The sequence below is a fragment of the Methylobacterium mesophilicum SR1.6/6 genome, assembly GCF_000364445.2.
Classification (GTDB): domain Bacteria; phylum Pseudomonadota; class Alphaproteobacteria; order Rhizobiales; family Beijerinckiaceae; genus Methylobacterium; species Methylobacterium mesophilicum_A.
In genome coordinates this window covers 5,561,874-5,577,264 of record NZ_CP043538.1, presented here as the reverse complement: position 1 = coordinate 5,577,264, position 15,391 = coordinate 5,561,874, and the positions used below count along the sequence as shown (strand labels likewise).

Here is a 15,391-nt window from a genome sequence, read left to right as displayed (position 1 = left end):
GGCGACCCTAAACGTCTGGTTGAGGACGAGGCTGATTGTTTCGTCTCAGGCACGGGGGCTAGAGCATGCGCGGTCCGATTCGATCCGGAACCGATCGGGCGTTGGCGGTCGAGCCGCCTCAGGCGTGACATGAGTCTCGGCAAGCGTTTCCTTCGTCGTCCTACCGTGCAGCGCGTCCTCGGCCGCTTGGCGGCGGCCTATCTGGGGCTCGTGCGGGCGACCAACCGGTTTCAAGTCCACGCGGCCGGGGCGAATCCCGGCGGGGCCGATGCGTGGCTGGATGCGCGGCTGCCGGTCATCGCCGGCATGTGGCACGGGCAGCACATCATGATGCCGTTCATGCGCCGGCCGGGCGATCGGGTGGCCACGATCATCTCGAAGAACCCGGACGGCAACATCAACACCATCGCGCTCGAGCGGCTCGGCGTGCGGGTGATCCGGGCCTCCGGTGCCCGGGGCAGGAACCGCGCCAGCGACACCCGCGCCAAGGGCGGCGCGGAGGGGTTCCGGGCGATGCTGCGGGCCCTGAAGGCCGGCGAGTCGGTGGCCTTCAGCGCGGACGTGCCGAAGGTCTCGCGCCGGTGCGACGCCGGGATCCTGACGCTGGCGCGCTTCTCCGGCCGGCCGATCATCCCGGCGGCCGTCGTGACGAGCCGCCATCTGCGCTTCAAGTCCTGGGATCGCGCCTGCCTGGGCCTGCCCTTCGGTCGCGGCGCGATCGTGCTCGGCGATCCGATCTTCGTCCCGCGCGACTGCGCGGACGATGCCTTCGAGGCGCTCCGGCGCTTCGTCGAGGCCGAGATGAACCGGGTCCATGCCCGGGCCTACGCCCTGGTCGGGCGCGCCGACCGGGCGGCGCTCTACCGCGAGGCGGCGCCGCTGGCCGCGCCCGCGACCGTGGGAGACGCGGCGTGAGGCGCCCCTCCGTGACCCTGCCGCTTCAGGCCTACCGGGCCGGCCTGCGGATCGGCGAGCCGGCGCTGACCGGCCTGCTCGCGTGGCGGGCGCAGCGCGGCAAGGAGGACCCGTTGCGGCTTCCTGAACGGCGCGGCCTGCCCGGCCGGGCCCGCCCGGTGGGGGTCCCTGGCCTGGATGCACGGGGCGAGCGTCGGCGAGGCGCTGTCGCTGATCGGCCTCGTGGAGGGCATGATCGCCCGCGGCTTCTCGGTGCTGGTGACCACGGGCACGCGGGCGGCCGCCGACCTGATCGGCGCCCGCCTGCCGGTCGGGGCGGTGCACCAGTACATGCCCCTCGACGCACCGCGCTGGGTGGCGCGGTTCCTCGACCACTGGCAGCCGGATCTCGCGGTGATCGCCGAATCCGAGATCTGGCCGAACACGATCCTGGAGCTCGACGAGCGCGAGATCCCCCTCATCCTGGTCAACGGGCGCATGTCGGAGCGCTCGTTCAGAGGCTGGGAGCGCTGCCCGCGCACCGCCAAGGCGCTGCTGTCGCGCATCGCCATCTGCCTCAGCCAGACCCAGGAGGACGGCGCCCGCTTCGCCAAGCTCGGCGCGCCGCGGGTGAGCATCGCGGGGAACCTGAAATTCGACGCGCCGGTGCCGCCGGCCGACCCGCAGCAGCTCACCTATCTGGGGTCCATGATCGCCGACCGGCCGGTCTGGGTCGCGGCCAGCACGCACCCGGGCGAGGAGGCCATGGTCGCCTACGCGCACGCGATTCTGAAGGCGGAGTTCCCGCGGCTCCTCACCATCATCGCCCCGCGGCACCCGGCCCGGGCGCCGGAGGTGGTCGCGTGCGCCGACGCGGTGGGCCTGCGCAGCGCCCGGCGCTCCACCGGAGGACGACCCCACCCCTCCGTGGAGGTCTACGTCGCCGACACGATCGGCGAACTGGGGCTGTTCTATCGGCTCAGCCCCCTGGTCTTCCTCGGCGGTTCCCTGGTCCCGCGGGGCGGCCAGAACCCCATCGAGCCGGTGCGCCTCGACACGGCGGTGCTGCACGGGCCGCACACGGAGAATTTCGACGCGATTTATCAAGCCCTCGACCGGGCCGGCGGGACCCTCGCGGTGAGCGACGGCGTGGAGCTCGCCGCCCTCGCCGGGGAACTCCTGCGGGATCCCGCGCGCCTCGCCGGCATGGCGCAGGCGGGTCAGGGCGCGCTCCTGCCCTTCGAGGGCGCGGTGGCGCGCACCCTCGCGGTGCTCGACCCGTTCGTCGCGCAGATGAAGCTCCAGCGCCTCGACCGGGGCGATGGCGTGCGCCCGCTCGCGCGGGCCTGATGCGGCCGCCGGGCTTCTGGGCGGCGGGGGCCGACCACCCGGCTGCGCGCTGCCTCGCGCCCCTCGGCGCCGCCTACGGGGCGCTGGTGTCCCGGCGCATGGACCGCCCCGGCGTCGCGGCGGGCTGTCCGGTCGTGTGCCTGGGCAACTTCACCCTCGGCGGCGCGGGCAAGACGCCGGCCGCCCTGGCGGTCGCGGCCCTGCTCGCCGACCTTGGCCGCGCGCCCGCCTTCCTGTCCCGCGGCTACGGCGGCCGGATGGCCGGACCGGTGCAGGTCGATCCGGAGCAGCACACCGCCGCCGAGGTGGGCGACGAGCCGCTGCTCCTCGCCCGCCGGGCGCCGGCCGTCGTGTCCCGCGACCGTCCGGCCGGAGCGGCCCTGTGCCGGAGCCTCGGCGCGGACGCCGTGGTGATGGATGACGGGCTGCAGAATCCGACCCTCGCGAAGGATCTCAGCCTCGCCGTGGTCGACGGCCCCGCCGGCCTCGGCAACGGCCTGCCGTTCCCGGCCGGGCCGCTGCGCGCGCCGCTGGCGCGGCAATGGCCGCACGTCTCCGGGCTGATCGTCGTCGGCGACGGGGCGGCGGGGGACGTCCTCGCCCGGGAGGCGGAGCGTCGCGGCTTGCCGGTCTACCGGGCGCGCCTGGTCCGGGACGGCGACGCTCTCGCGGGCCGGCGCTGCCTCGCCTTCGCGGGGATCGGTCGGCCGGAAAAGTTCTTCGCCACCCTGGCGGAGGCGGGGGCGGAGGTCGCCGGCACCCGCGCCTTCCCGGATCACCATCCCTATCGGGAGAGGGACCTCGCCGCCCTGGCCGCCGAGGCGCGGCGGCTCGGGGCGGATCTCGTCACCACCGAGAAGGATGCGGTCCGCCTGCCCCCTGACCGGGCGGCGGGCATTCGCGTGCTGCGCGTGCGCCTCGTCCTCGACGACGCGGAGGCCCTGCGCCGTCAGCTCCGGCGCGCGCTCGGCGGTGGGCCGTGACCGGTCAGGGCCGGCCGGTGTCCTTCAGACGCTTCAGGATCGCCTCGGGGGAGGCGTAGGCCTCCTGCCGGGCCGCGCTCCAGTAGCGCAGGGCGTCGAGCGGGATCGGCTCTCCGGTCACCGCGCAGCGCACGAAGCTGCCGGGCTTGACCACCCGCATGGTGCCGTCGCCGTACTCGACCACCGCCTCGCCGTTGTTCGCGCGCTCGTAACGACCCAGCACGTCCGCCTCCTGCTCGTTGGCCCCTTCTACACGATCCGCACCGCTCGCGGTGCCCCGCGGGGATCAGGCCAGCATCGACCGGGTCGCATCGCGCGCCAGCAGGGCCCGCGCCGCCTCCGCGTCGACGTGCATCCGCGCGACCAGCGCGTCGGCGCTGGCGAACCGCTCCTCGCCGCGGATGTGGCCGACGAACTCCACGGCGATCTCCCGACCGTACAGATCGCCCGTGAAGTCGAACAGGTAAGTCTCGAGCAGCGGCGCGCCGTCGTCGAAGGTCGGCCGGCGGCCGTAGCTCGCCACGCCGTCGCGGAACTGGCCGGGTCCGAGGCGGGCCCGCACCGCGTAGATGCCGTGCGCCAGCCCGCAATCGGGCAGCCGCATGTTGGCGGTGGGGAAGCCGAGCTGCCGCCCGCGCTTGTCGCCGTGACGGACCGGGCCCAGCACGAACCATCGGTAGCCGAGCAGGCTGTTGGCGCGGGCGACGTCGCCGGCGGCCAGTGCGGCGCGGATCGCGCTCGACGAGACCGGTTCCGCCTCGTCCCCGAGGGCGACCGGATCGACGATCCGGCAGCTCAGACCCGTTTCGCGGCAGAGTGCGGCCAGGACGGCCGGCGTGCCCTCGCGGCCACGGCCGAAATGAAAATCGTGGCCGACCACCACTCCGGACAGGCCGAGGGAGGCCTTCAGGAACTCGTGCACGAAGGCGCTGGCCCCCGTGGCGGCCAGCGCGCCGTCGAACCGGCGGACGATCAGCCCGTCGAGCCCGAGGCTGGCGAACACGATCTCCTTGGCGGCGAGGCCTGTGAGGCGGAACATGGGCGCCTCGGGCGTGAAGTAGGCGCGCGGATGCGGCTCGAAGGTCAGGATCGCCGCCGGCCGGCCGGTCTCCCGCGCCGCCGCGCGGACATTCTCCACGAGCCTCCGGTGGCCGAGATGAACGCCGTCGAAGTTGCCGATCGCCGCCACGGCCCCTGCCAGGGATTGCGGCACCGGCATGTCCGGCCCGCAGATCGTGAAGGGCCGCGCGGCCGTCTCGTCGCCTGAGACCATCGGTTGGGGGCTGGATGCTCGGAAGGGTCGGAAGGGGTCGCCTGACATGTCCGCGAGGGGCCCGACGCCACCGGACCCTGCCGAAAGCCGTCCGGAGGGTCAAGCGAGGCGGGACCGCGCGCCCGTGCCGATTAACGGCTTCGCAATGCGGGTGCCCTATTTAAAATGCCGAGCGTCGCAGCTAAAAAGCCGCGTTAGCGAAGCGTTAAACTATCCGGGAGCCGCCGCGGCTTCCCGCCGGGCAATACGGAGCACTTATTCGATGGCTCTCGACTTGAGCATGCCGATCCTCGTTGTCGACGATTACCAGACGATGGTCCGCATTATCCGCAATCTACTGAAGCAGCTTGGATTCGAAGAGGTCGATGACGCGTCCGACGGCACCGCGGCACTGGCGCGCCTCAAGGACCGCAAGTACGGGCTCGTGATCTCCGACTGGAACATGGAGCCGATGACCGGGTACGAGCTGCTGCGCCACGTGCGCGCCGACGAAAATCTTCGGACCACGCCGTTCATCATGGTCACGGCCGAATCGAAGACCGAGAACGTCATCGCCGCCAAGAAGGCCGGCGTGAACAACTACATCGTCAAGCCGTTCAACGCGGCCACGCTGAAGTCGAAGATCGAGGCGGTCTGCGGGAGCTGACCGGCCGCATGCACCGCCCCCGCGCCGTCCAGCCGGTCCGCCGAAGCGCCTGATGGCCCGCAGACGCGGCCCGGCCGGGGCGGGCGTCCATCGATCCGAGGAGGAAAGCATGTCGTCAGCCTTCGCGCGGCAGGCCGAAAGGCGGCTCCGTGAACCGCAGGCCGTGATCTCGGAGCTGATCGAGATCGCGGATTACATCGCGCATCTCCGCGAGGAGATCGGCGCGCTGCGGGCGAACGAGATGAGCCAAGACCGGATTCCGATGGCGCACGAGGAACTCGGCAGCGTCGTTGCGGCCACCGCGGGCGCCACCAACACGATCATGGAGGCCGCGGAGGCGATGCTCGGCCTGCCCGACGGGCCGGGCTACCGGGATGCCGTCGAGGAACGGATCAACACGATCTTCGAGGCCTGCGCGTTCCAGGACATCACCGGCCAGCGGATCGCCAAGGTGGTGGAATCGCTGCGCCTGTTCGAGCAGCGCCTCGCCCGGTTCGTCGGCGCCGTGAAGGCCCGCGACACCGCCTCGCTGGACCCCGCCGAGCGCGCCCGCCGGGCCCGGGCCGAGGACCTGATGCTCAACGGCCCCCAGGCCGCGGACACCATGCCGTCCCAGGACGACATCGACGCGCTGTTCGCCTGAGGCCGTCCCGTCCCGGCCCGTCGACTCCGCCCGGGCAGGCCGGTTAGATCGTCCTCCGAGAGCCGCGACCCGGCGGCGGAGGGAGGCCAGGGCGGATATGGCGGTGCGGCTCTGGTCCGATCTCACGACGGGCGACTTCTCCGGCCGCGACATGCGGCGGGTGATCGCGGTGCTGCCGGTGGCCGCCGTCGAGCAGCACGGCCCGCACCTGCCGCTCTCCACAGACTGCGACATCGCCGAGGGTTACCTCGCCCGGGTGCGCGCGCTCGCGCCGTCCGAAGGCCCCCCGGATCCCGACGTGCTGCTGCTGCCTGTTCAGGCCGTGGGCAAGTCCGACGAGCACGACGCCTTCCCCGGCACCCTGTCGCTGGACACCGGAACGGCGCTCGCCGCCTGGACGGGGATCGGCGCGGCGGTCCACCGCGCCGGATGCCGCAAGCTGGTGATCGTCTCGAGCCACGGTGGCAACAGCGCGCTCATCGACCTCGTGGCGGCGGAGCTGCGCGCCCGCTTCGGGATGGTGGCGGTGACGACGGCCTGGGCGCGGTTCGGCTACCCGGACGGCCTGTTCCCGGACGCCGAGATCGCGCACGGGATCCACGCCGGCGGGATCGAGACCGCGCTGATGCTGGCGCTGCGGCCGGACCTCGTGCGGACCGACCGGATCGCCGATTTCCCGCCGCGGACCCTGGCGATGGCCCGGACCTTGACGCACCTGCGCGCCGGCCGCCCCGCCGCCTTCGCCTGGAAGGCCGGCGACCTGCATCCCTCCGGCGCCATGGGGGACGCGCGCCTCGGCACGGCCGAGGCCGGGCGCGCGGCGCTGGACCACGGGGCCCGCGCCTTCCTGGCCCTGCTGCGCGAGGTGGACGCCTTCGAACTCGACGGGTCCGGTCCGGCGTAACCGCCGCGGCTGCCGCGCCGAAGGAGCCGGTACGCCGGGCATGATCCGGCGCCGGAGCCCCGGCCATGCGCCCTGCCCTCTTGATCTCGGCCGCCCTCCTCGGTGCGGCACTCCGCCCGGCCGTGGCGGCGGACCGTCCCGTCGTCGTCGAGCTGTTCACCTCGCAGAGCTGCTCGTCCTGCCCGCCCGCGGAGGCGCTGATCGGGCGGCTCGCGCACGAGGGCCCCGATGTCCTGCCGCTCGCCTTCCACGTGACCTACTGGAACCATCTGAACTGGCGCGATCCCTACAGCCTGCCGGCCGCCACCGCCCGCCAGGAGGCCTACGCCGCCCGTCTCGGCGGCCCCAGCTACACGCCGCAGGCGGTGATCGACGGGCGGGTCGGGCTGGTCGGCTCCGACGAGACCGGCCTGCGCGCCGCGATCGCCCGGGCGCGGACGGCCAGCGACGGCATCCCCGTCACGGTCGCGCGCGACGGAGACCGTGTCGTCGCGCGGGTCGGCGCCGGAAGCGGTTCCGCCCGCGTCCTGCTTGTGGGCTTCGACCCGAGCCACACCACGCGGGTTCTGCGCGGCGAGAATGCCGGACGCACCATCGAGCAGGCCAACATCGTCCGGTCCCTGCAGGACCTCGGCCCCTGGTCCGGCACGGCCGCGACCTTCACGGCGGCGCGGCCCGAGGGGGAGGCCGCGGCCCTGCTGCTGCAGGCGCCGGACGGACGGATCCTGGGGGCGGCCCGGCTCGACCCGCCCGCTCCCGCCCGGGAGGCTTTGCGATGATCCTCGCGATGGCGGGGGGCGGCGGCTGGGCCCTGGCGCCGGGATCCGATCGCAGGGTAGATTCGGCCCGTGCCGGGGAACGGAACGGCGGCGGAGCCCGGATGGTGCTCGAAGAGGAACTCGCGGCCCTGATGGCGGCCGCGCAGGGGGGCGACGCGGCCGCGTACCGCGCCCTGCTCAAGGCCTGCCTGCCGGTCGTGTCGGCGATCGCGCGGGGGCAGGGCGTGCGCGGCGAGGCGGTGGACGACGTGGTGCAGGACACCCTGATGACCGTCCACCGCGCCCGGGCGAGCTACGATCCCGCGCGCCCGTTCCTGCCGTGGCTGCGGGCGATCACGCAGCGGCGGGCGATCGACCGCCTGCGCCGGGCCGGACGCCGGCCCCACGAGGTCAACGATCCCCTCGCCTACGAGGCCGAGGTGGATCCCGGCCCCGCCCCCGGGCAGGGACTGGAGGCGCGGGATCGCGCCGCCGCCCTGGCCCGCGCCGTGGCGGCGCTGCCGGACGGGCAGCGGCAGGCGGTGGAGCATCTCGGCCTGCGCGAACTGTCCCTCGACGAGACCGCGGCGCTCACCGGCCGCAGCAAGGGGGCGCTCAAGGTGAACCTGCACCGGGCGCTGAAGGCGCTCCGGGCCAGCCTGACGCAGGAGAGGGAGTGATGTCCGGGGAGGGGAGCCGCGCCGGCTGCGCACTGACCCGTCACGAGCGGCTCGTGGAGGACCTCGCGGGCCGCCTCGACCCGGTGCGGCCGCTGCCCTCGCCGGTGGCCCGCGCGGCCCTGTGGCTCGGTGCGTCCCTCCTGATCGGCCTCGGCCTCGCGGCCTGGGCCGGGACGGGGGGCTTCATGCTGCGCATGCGCGTGCCCGATCTCGCCCTGGCGGCGATCGGCGCGGTGCTGACGGCGGCCTTCGCGGCCTTCGCGGCCTTCGCCACCAGCGTTCCCGGTCGGTCCGCCGGCTGGGCGCTGCTGCCCCTGCCGCCGCTGGTCCTCTGGATCGGCGCGAGCGGGTTCGGCTGCCTGCGCGAGTGGATCGCCCCGGGGACCGACGTCCCCGGCGCCCACACGGTGATGGGTTGCTTCAGCTTCCTCGTCTGCGTCTCGGTGCCGCTCTCGGCGATCATCGTCGTGATGCTGCGCCGCGCCTGCCCGCTGCGGCCGAACCTCACGGCCGCCCTCGGGGGTCTCGCGGTCGCCGCCACGGCTGCGGCGCTGCTGATGCCGGTCCACCCGCACGACGCCACCGCGACGGATCTCCTGATGCACGCGGCCGCGGTCGCGATCATCATCGCGGTGAACGGGCTGGCCGGCGGACGGCTGCTCGGCGGGCAGGATCGCTGAGACAGAGAGGGCGCGGCTTTCTCCGCCCCGCAGGGAGAGGCAGGAGCGTCGCGTCGGGTTCGGATCGGATCCTTCCGACCGGGGTGACCCGCCCTGATGGGGGCGCCTTACCCCGCGTAGGGATCGCGCCCCGGCCAGTCCACGATGCGGTCGGGCAGCTCGTCCTCGGAAAACTCCTCCTCGTTGCCGGCGAGCCGGCCGCGGACGGAGATCCCGGCCTCGTGAACGCTCGACGCCCGGCCGGAGATCAGGGGGTGCCACGGGTGGAGCGGCTCCCCGTCCCGCACGAGGCGGTAGGCGCAGGTCGGCGGCAGCCAGGAGATGCTCCGCACCGCCTCGGGCGTCAGCCGGACGCAGTCGGGCACGCGCTTCTGGCGCCGGGCGTAGTCGCGGCAGCGGCAGGTGAGGCCGTCCAGCAGCGTGCAGCCGATATCGGTGTGGTGGACCTCACCGGTATCCTCGTCCTCGAGCTTCATCAGGCAGCACCGGCCGCACCCGTCGCACAGGCTCTCCCACTCGGACGGGGTCATGGCCTCCAGCGTCTTGGTCCGCCAGAACGGGTCGACGGCCCCGCGGCTCGCCGCCTCGGGCTTGGGCATGGTTGAAGTCTCTCGGACGGGGATGCGCCTCTCTGCCCGAGCCGCGGGACCGGTGCAAGCGTCGCCGGTGCAAGCGTCGCCGACGGAAGCGTCGCCGGCGAAGCCCCGATGCGACCGGATCGCGTCCGGCGCGTTATGCCCAAGCTCGCCCGCGGCGATCCGCTAGACTGCGCAGAGCCTCGCCGACGAGTCCGGTTCCTGTTATGGACGGGGGCGTCCCGTGGCGGCGCGGGCACGGGGATCGTGTCCGCGGCACGGGCGCTCGCCAAGCCGGGTCCGACATCGTGCGCCTGCCGACGTTCACCGAGATCAAGATCCGCCTCGAACGCGCCGCGCTCGCGTTCGACGCCTGGGTCAACGCGTCCCTGTACGACGGCGGCCAGTCCACCGGCCAGGCCTACGAGCGCTTCCAGCGCGTCATGAGCCGTTTCGCGGTGCGCGGCTGGAAGCGCGTCGCCCTGGATCTCACCAGCGAGGGCGTCACCATCGGGACCGGCGGCGCCGTGCTGATGCTGGCGCTGGCCCAGCCCGCCTTCCAGCTCACCAGCGAGAACTGGCTCAAGCAGCAGGACCTCGCCGTCACCTTCCTCGACCGGTACGGCACCGAGGTCGGCCGGCGCGGCATCAAGCACGACGACTCGCTCAAGCTCGACGAGTTTCCCGACATCATGATCAAGGCGCTGGTCTCCACGGAGGACCGGCGCTTCTACGAGCACTGGGGCATCGACCCGATCGGGACGCTCCGGGCGCTGGTGAACAACTCGAAGGGCGGCAGCGGCACGCAGGGCGGCTCCTCGATCACCCAGCAGCTCGCCAAGAATCTGTTTCTCACCAACGAGCGGTCGCTGGAGCGCAAGGTCAACGAGGCCTTCCTGGCGCTGTGGCTGGAGAGCCACCTCACCAAGAACGAGATCCTGAAGCTCTACCTCGACCGCGCCTACATGGGCGGGGGCACCTTCGGCGCCGTGGCGGCGGCGGATTACTATTTCGGCAAGCCGCTCAAGGACATCAGCCTCGCCGAGGCCGCCATGCTGGCGGGCCTGTTCAAGGCGCCGACCAAGTACGCCCCGCACGTGAACCTGCCGGCGGCCCGCGCCCGGGCGGCGGACGTGCTGCACAACATGGTGGAGGCGGGCTTCGTCACCGAAGGCCAGATCCAGACGGCGCTCCGCAACCCGGCGACGCCGGTGACCCGCACCCGCGACATCACCGCCGACTACTACCTCGACTGGGCGTTCGGCGAGATCAAGGGCATGGCCGACGCGGGTAAGCTCCGCAACGACCGCGTGCTGACCGTCAAGACGCCGCTGGACCTCGCCATCCAGAAGCGGGCCGACGAGGTGGTGGCCGACATCCTGCGCAAGTCCGGCGACGCCATGGACGTCGACGAGGCCGCCATGGTGATCCTCGATCCCGACGGGGCACTGCGCGCCATGGTGGGCGGCGCCGATTACGGCGAGAGCCAGTTCAATCGCGCGACCGACGCGCTGCGCCAGCCCGGCTCCTCGTTCAAGCCGTACGTCTACTCGGCGGCCCTCGCCTCGGGCCTGTTCAAGCCCGAGACCGTGGTGGTCGACAGCCCGGTCTGCATCGGCAACTGGTGCCCGCAGAATTACGGCCGTTCCTATGCCGGGCGGGTGCCGATGTGGCTCGCGGTGGCGAAGTCGATCAACACGATCCCGATCAAGATCTCGATCGCGCTCGGCAAGGCGATGGGCATCACCCACGAGGCCAAGGCCGCGAAGGCCGGCCGCGCCAAGATCACCGACCTCGCCCACAAGATGGGCATCACCTCGAACCTGATCGACACGGTGTCGATGCCGATCGGCTCCGACGAGGTGACGGTGATCGACCAGGCGGCGGGCTACGCGGTGTTCGCCAACGGCGGCTTCCGCGCCAAGCCCTACGCCGCCATGGAGGTGAAGAACTCCTCCGGCGAGGTAATCTACCGCCACGCCGACGAGGCGCCCGAGCGGGTGCTCCCGCCCCAGGTCGTGGCCGACATGAACTTCATGCTCAACAAGGTGGTCGAGGAGGGCACCGGAAAGCGAGCCCAGCTCGAGGGCGTGAAGGTCGCCGGCAAGTCCGGCACCACGAACGCCTACCGGGACGCGTGGTTCGTCGGCTACACGGGCAATTACGTCGGCGCCGTCTGGTTCGGCAACGACGACCACACCTCGACCAACAAGCTGACCGGGGGCTCCCTCCCAGCCCAGACCTGGCACGACGTGATGGAGCCGGCCCACCAGGGCATCGAGATCAAGGGCCTGCCCGGTCTGAAGGACAGCCCGCGCGCCGCGCAGCAGCAGGCCTCCGGCGGGCCGACAGCCCCGACCGATCCCAATGCCAGCGCCTACGGCAAGCTCTCGCGCCGGTCCTTCGAGGTGATCAGCGGGCTGAACGGCCTGTTCCGCACGGTCGAGCGCGCGCCGGCCTCGGAGGCCGGGTCCGCGGGCGAGCCGCGCAAGGCCGAGAAGAAGCCCGGCGACCGGGCCGCGGCGGGTGCGCCGCGGGAGATCGCCGAAGGCACCCGCTCGGTCGGCGGCTTCATCGAGGTGCGGTGAGCGCAATGAAGCTCACGCTGTCTCAGGGACTCGGCCGCCCGTCCGCGGCCGACGGAGTCCGGCGCAGCCGCGCCGTCAGGCTCGTCGCCCGCCTGTGGCGCAAGAGCTCGGTGGTCGGCCTGGCGATCTACACCCTGGCGCTCGGCGGCGTGCTCGGCCTCGCCAGCGCGGACTGGGCGACGAGCGGCGGCTACCCGTTCGGGGGTGTGCAGGTCGGCGCCTGGACGGCCTGGCCCCGGGCCGGCGCCGCGAATGCCGACCCGTACACGCGCGCGGTCAACGCCCGCCGGGGCGAGATCCCGCTGGCGGTGGGCGAGGGCCTCCTGCTGACCGCGGCGGCGGACGACGAGGGTCAGGCGCTCGACGCCACCTGCACCTACCGGATCGGCGGCGGCACCCCGCCTGCCCGTGCCTGGACCCTCACGGTGGCGGGACGAGGCCCGCGGGATCCCGGCCGCGCGCCGGTGCGCGAGGGCTTCACCTCGACGGAGGTGCTCCGGTCGGCCGACGGACGGTTCGTAGTGGTCCTCGGACCCGATGTCGAACCCGGGAACTGGCTGCCGAGCCCCCGGGCGAGCGGACCGGTGCGGCTGGCGCTGCGCCTCTACGATACGCCCGTCGCCGCCAGCGTCGGCTCCCTCGACCGGAGCACCGTGCCGGCCATCACGCGTCTGGGATGCGCCCCGTGAGCCTGCGCTTCGTCTACGCCACGCTGGTCGGCCTGGTGCTGGCCGGGATCGTCCACATCGCGGCGGTCCTGGCGATCCCGGTCCTGTCGGAGAAGGACGCCGTCTCCCGTGCCCGCACCAGCGAGGGCCTGGACCACCCGCAATCGATCTACACGGTGGCGACCGGCGACGACCCCTCCCCGCCCGAGGCTTGGCTGCCGATCCCGGATCCGGCGGTGGCGGTGGGCGTCTGCGCCTACGACCTCGCGGACGGCCCCATGCGCGTCTCGGCGCGCACGGGCCCGCTGTCCCTGTCGCTCGCCGCGCATGCGCGGCGCGGCGCCTTCTACGCGGTCACCGATCAGGCCGCCGTTCGCGGCGCCCTCGACCTCGTGATCCTCACCCGCGCCCAGTACGACGAGGCGCTCGCCGACGACGACGAGAACGACCCGAGCCGGGACGTGCGCATCGTCGCGCCGGACACGCGCGGCTTCGTGGTGGTCCGGGTGATCGCCGGGCTGCCGAGCCAGCGGCCGGCGGCCAACGCTGCCGTGCAGGCGGTCTCGTGCACCACCGACACGGCGACCGACGAGCCGTCCGCCAAGGGAGCCGGGCGGTAGGTCTCGTTCCGCCGCGTGTCACCGCACGGGCGCGGAGTGTCTGTACGCCGACGCGAATACCTGTCTGGTCCGGGGTGTCGCGGTGCCGAATGCAGCACATCAAAAGCTGGGTGCGGGCGGTGCTTTGAGAAAGCGGTCGTGATACAGTAATCGCTCTAAAATCGCGCGGGAGGACGCAGTCTTGGACCGGGCCGTCGAGCGCCGCCTCGCCGCGATCCTGCTGACAGATGTGGTCGGCTACAGCCGGATGATCTCGGAGGACGAGACCGGCACCCTGCGCCGGCTGAAGGCACTCCGCCGGACCGTGATCGAACCGCAGGTCGCCGCCGCGCACGGGCGGATCGTGAAATCGACCGGCGACGGCGTCCTGGTCGAGTTCCACAGCTCCGTCTGCGCCGTCGCCTGCGCCGTCGCCATCCAGCGCGCGGCTTCCTCGCTCAATGCCGACCTGCCCGCCGACAGGGCGATGCGCATGCGCATCGGCATCAATCTCGGCGACGTTCTCGCCGAGCCAGACGGCGACCTCTACGGCGACGGCGTGAACGTGGCCGCGCGCCTGGAACCGCTGGCGGAGCCTGGCGGCCTGTGTGTCTCCCGCTCGATCCACGATCAGGTTCGGGACAAGCTGCCCTACCGGTTCGAGGATCGCGGCAAGGTCGAACTCAAGAACATCGCCCGGCCGATCGGCGTCTTCGCACTCTCCGCCGAAACGATCGCGGCGTGCACGGATCTGCCCGAGGATGAACTGGATCAGGTCCCACGGGCTGCCGCGTCTGGCCGCCGTGTCAGGGCCGCCGCAATCTCGGCCACGGCCGGGCTCGCCGCGCTGGGCTTCGGCTGGTGGTTCTGGCCCGCCAAGGCGCCCACGGCCGATCACACGCTCGCGGTCCAGACCGGCCTTCCGCCCAAGGCGATGCCGCCGCTGTCATTGGTGGTGCTGCCCTTCGTGAACCTCAGCAGCGATCCCGAACAGGCCTTCTTCGCCGACGGTCTGACCGAGGATCTGACCACCGACCTGTCCCACCTCGCCGGCAGCTTCGTCATCGCCCGCAACACCGCCTTCACCTACAAGGGCAAGGCCGTCGACGTGAAGCAACTCGGGCGCGATCTCGGCGTCCGCTACGCCCTCGAAGGCAGCGTGCGCCGCACCGGCGATCAGGTCGTGCTGAACGCGCAGCTCATCTCGACGGAGACCGGGGCCCACGTGTGGGCGGACCGCTTCGAGGGCGAGCGCAGCCGCCTCGGCGACCTGCAGGTCGAATTCGTGGCCCGCCTCGCCCGCTCCCTCGACGTGCAGCTGACGCAGGCGGAAAGCCTGCGCATGCTCCGCGAGCGGCCGGACAACCCGGATTCGGCCGATCTCGCCATGCGCGGATGGGCCGCGCTCAATCGACGTCCGAGCCCTGCGCACCTTCAAGACGCCCTCGGCCTCTTCGAGCGCGCCCTCCAGCAGGATCGGACCCTCGTCTCGGCCCTGGTGGGCAAGGCGCGAACGCTGTCGTACCTCGTCTGGCTCCGCTGGAGCACGAAGCCCGCGGACGATCTGGCCGCAGCGGACGAGGCCATCACGCCGGTTCTCTTGGATTCGCCCGAGCACGCGATGGCTCATTTCGTGAAGGCCGAGATCCTGAAAGCACAGAAGAAGCACGATCTCGCGGTCCCCGAGTTCGAAACCGCGATCCGGAACGACCGCAACCTCGCGGTCGCCTATGAGGAGCTTGGCCACACGAAGATCCTGCTCGGCCGTTCGACCGAAGCCTTGCCGCTCATCGAGAAGGCCCTGCGTCTCAGCCCGACCGACCCGGCGCTGAATTTCTGGCTGTTCCACATGTGCCACGCCTACACCCATCTCGGCCGCGACGCGGAGGCCATCGACTGGTGCCGCAAATCGGTCGCGGCGGGGCCGCTCTGGCTGGCCTATGTCGATCTGTCCGCTGCCTATGGCTGGACCGGGCAGAAGGCCGAAGCGCAGGATGCGGTCGCGGAACTCCTGAAGCTGATGCCGGGCTACACCGTCAGGAAGTGGGCAACGGCAGGGTTCTCGGACAATCCGGCGTTTCTGATCGAATATCAGCGAATCGTCGAGGGCCTGCGGAAGGCGGGCTTGCCCGAAGGATGAAGCCCCGCCT

At 72.4% G+C, this 15,391-nt stretch carries 15 protein-coding genes and 1 pseudogene; 13 read left to right on the top strand and 3 right to left on the bottom strand.

From position 1 onward, the window contains the following. Positions 1-129 precede the first annotated feature (129 nt). From MMSR116_RS26395 to lpxK, 3 genes and pseudogenes are all read left to right on the top strand, one after another. Positions 130-915, top strand: coding sequence for a lysophospholipid acyltransferase family protein (locus tag MMSR116_RS26395; protein WP_010685363.1), 786 nt, complete (start codon positions 130-132; stop codon positions 913-915). Further along, a pseudogene (locus MMSR116_RS26390) lies at positions 912-2,244 on the top strand (3-deoxy-D-manno-octulosonic acid transferase). Before MMSR116_RS26395 ends, MMSR116_RS26390 begins: the two are co-directional and overlap by 4 nt. Next, entirely contained in the window at positions 2,244-3,227 is a 984-nt protein-coding gene (gene lpxK, locus MMSR116_RS26385) for a tetraacyldisaccharide 4'-kinase (RefSeq protein WP_039893978.1), read from the top strand. The pseudogene MMSR116_RS26390 and the gene lpxK overlap by 1 nt, the downstream one beginning before the upstream one ends. Positions 3,228-3,231: 4 nt before the next feature. On the opposite strand, the gene MMSR116_RS26380 is transcribed toward lpxK, so the two are convergent. Both MMSR116_RS26380 and MMSR116_RS26375 read right to left on the bottom strand, forming a co-directional pair. Continuing rightward, positions 3,232-3,450, bottom strand: coding sequence for a DUF2093 domain-containing protein (locus MMSR116_RS26380; protein WP_010685366.1), 219 nt, complete (start codon positions 3,448-3,450; stop codon positions 3,232-3,234). A gap of 63 nt (positions 3,451-3,513) precedes the next feature. Next, positions 3,514-4,500: a bifunctional riboflavin kinase/FAD synthetase gene (locus MMSR116_RS26375; RefSeq protein ID WP_010685367.1), complete on the bottom strand. Its 987-nt coding sequence runs from the start codon at positions 4,498-4,500 to the stop codon at positions 3,514-3,516. 262 nt (positions 4,501-4,762) lie between these two features. Here MMSR116_RS26375 and MMSR116_RS26370 point away from each other — a divergent pair, with 262 nt between their 5' ends. From MMSR116_RS26370 to MMSR116_RS26345, 6 genes are all read left to right on the top strand, one after another. Next, positions 4,763-5,146: a response regulator gene (locus MMSR116_RS26370; RefSeq protein WP_010685368.1), complete on the top strand. Its 384-nt coding sequence runs from the start codon at positions 4,763-4,765 to the stop codon at positions 5,144-5,146. Positions 5,147-5,255: 109 nt separating this feature from the next. Beyond that, the gene (locus MMSR116_RS26365) at positions 5,256-5,789 is read left to right on the top strand and encodes a protein phosphatase CheZ (RefSeq protein WP_010685369.1); all 534 of its coding nucleotides are present in this window, start codon (positions 5,256-5,258) and stop codon (positions 5,787-5,789) included. 97 nt (positions 5,790-5,886) lie between these two features. Continuing rightward, positions 5,887-6,693 carry a creatininase family protein gene (locus MMSR116_RS26360; protein WP_010685370.1) on the top strand — a complete coding sequence of 269 codons (807 nt, stop codon included), beginning with the start codon at positions 5,887-5,889 and terminating at the stop codon, positions 6,691-6,693. Positions 6,694-6,758: 65 nt separating this feature from the next. After that, positions 6,759-7,472, top strand: a complete 714-nt coding sequence (locus tag MMSR116_RS26355) for a DUF1223 domain-containing protein (protein ID WP_010685371.1) — start codon at positions 6,759-6,761, stop codon at positions 7,470-7,472. A 101-nt stretch (positions 7,473-7,573) separates the two neighbouring features. Then, positions 7,574-8,131, top strand: coding sequence for an RNA polymerase sigma factor (locus MMSR116_RS26350; protein WP_039894005.1), 558 nt, complete (start codon positions 7,574-7,576; stop codon positions 8,129-8,131). Further along, positions 8,131-8,811, top strand: coding sequence for an NrsF family protein (locus tag MMSR116_RS26345; RefSeq protein ID WP_010685373.1), 681 nt, complete (start codon positions 8,131-8,133; stop codon positions 8,809-8,811). Before MMSR116_RS26350 ends, MMSR116_RS26345 begins: the two co-directional genes overlap by 1 nt. A gap of 107 nt (positions 8,812-8,918) precedes the next feature. On the opposite strand, the gene MMSR116_RS26340 is transcribed toward MMSR116_RS26345, so the two are convergent. After that, positions 8,919-9,410: a YcgN family cysteine cluster protein gene (locus MMSR116_RS26340; protein WP_010685374.1), complete on the bottom strand. Its 492-nt coding sequence runs from the start codon at positions 9,408-9,410 to the stop codon at positions 8,919-8,921. A gap of 284 nt (positions 9,411-9,694) precedes the next feature. Between MMSR116_RS26340 and MMSR116_RS26335 the strand changes: the two genes are divergently transcribed. The 4 genes from MMSR116_RS26335 to MMSR116_RS26320 all read left to right on the top strand — a co-directional run bounded on the left by MMSR116_RS26335 (position 9,695) and on the right by MMSR116_RS26320 (position 15,381). Next, positions 9,695-11,974, top strand: coding sequence for a transglycosylase domain-containing protein (locus MMSR116_RS26335; protein ID WP_039894008.1), 2,280 nt, complete (start codon positions 9,695-9,697; stop codon positions 11,972-11,974). 5 nt (positions 11,975-11,979) lie between these two features. Further along, entirely contained in the window at positions 11,980-12,663 is a 684-nt protein-coding gene (locus MMSR116_RS26330; protein WP_010685376.1) for a DUF1214 domain-containing protein, read from the top strand. Further along, positions 12,651-13,262 (top strand): DUF1254 domain-containing protein, encoded by a 612-nt coding sequence (locus MMSR116_RS26325; RefSeq protein ID WP_039893979.1) that lies wholly within the window; start codon positions 12,651-12,653, stop codon positions 13,260-13,262. Before MMSR116_RS26330 ends, MMSR116_RS26325 begins: the two co-directional genes overlap by 13 nt. A gap of 181 nt (positions 13,263-13,443) precedes the next feature. Next, a complete protein-coding gene (locus MMSR116_RS26320) occupies positions 13,444-15,381 on the top strand; it encodes an adenylate/guanylate cyclase domain-containing protein (protein WP_010685378.1) in 1,938 nt (645 codons plus the stop codon). The last annotated feature ends 10 nt before the right edge of the window (positions 15,382-15,391 follow it).

Excerpts from the sequence above, each read along its gene's own strand:
- MMSR116_RS26370 (WP_010685368.1), top strand. The coding sequence starts at position 4,763 with ATGGCTCTCGACTTGAGCATGCCGATCCTCGTTGTCGACGATTACCAG.
- MMSR116_RS26325 (WP_039893979.1), top strand. The coding sequence starts at position 12,651 with ATGCGCCCCGTGAGCCTGCGCTTCGTCTACGCCACGCTGGTCGGCCTG.
- MMSR116_RS26395 (WP_010685363.1), top strand. The coding sequence starts at position 130 with ATGAGTCTCGGCAAGCGTTTCCTTCGTCGTCCTACCGTGCAGCGCGTC.
- MMSR116_RS26375 (WP_010685367.1), bottom strand. The coding sequence starts at position 4,500 with ATGGTCTCAGGCGACGAGACGGCCGCGCGGCCCTTCACGATCTGCGGG.
- MMSR116_RS26365 (WP_010685369.1), top strand. The coding sequence starts at position 5,256 with ATGTCGTCAGCCTTCGCGCGGCAGGCCGAAAGGCGGCTCCGTGAACCG.
- MMSR116_RS26340 (WP_010685374.1), bottom strand. The coding sequence starts at position 9,410 with ATGCCCAAGCCCGAGGCGGCGAGCCGCGGGGCCGTCGACCCGTTCTGG.
- MMSR116_RS26350 (WP_039894005.1), top strand. The coding sequence starts at position 7,574 with ATGGTGCTCGAAGAGGAACTCGCGGCCCTGATGGCGGCCGCGCAGGGG.
- MMSR116_RS26360 (WP_010685370.1), top strand. The coding sequence starts at position 5,887 with ATGGCGGTGCGGCTCTGGTCCGATCTCACGACGGGCGACTTCTCCGGC.
- MMSR116_RS26355 (WP_010685371.1), top strand. The coding sequence starts at position 6,759 with ATGCGCCCTGCCCTCTTGATCTCGGCCGCCCTCCTCGGTGCGGCACTC.
- lpxK (WP_039893978.1), top strand. The coding sequence starts at position 2,244 with ATGCGGCCGCCGGGCTTCTGGGCGGCGGGGGCCGACCACCCGGCTGCG.
- MMSR116_RS26330 (WP_010685376.1), top strand. The coding sequence starts at position 11,980 with ATGAAGCTCACGCTGTCTCAGGGACTCGGCCGCCCGTCCGCGGCCGAC.
- MMSR116_RS26345 (WP_010685373.1), top strand. The coding sequence starts at position 8,131 with ATGTCCGGGGAGGGGAGCCGCGCCGGCTGCGCACTGACCCGTCACGAG.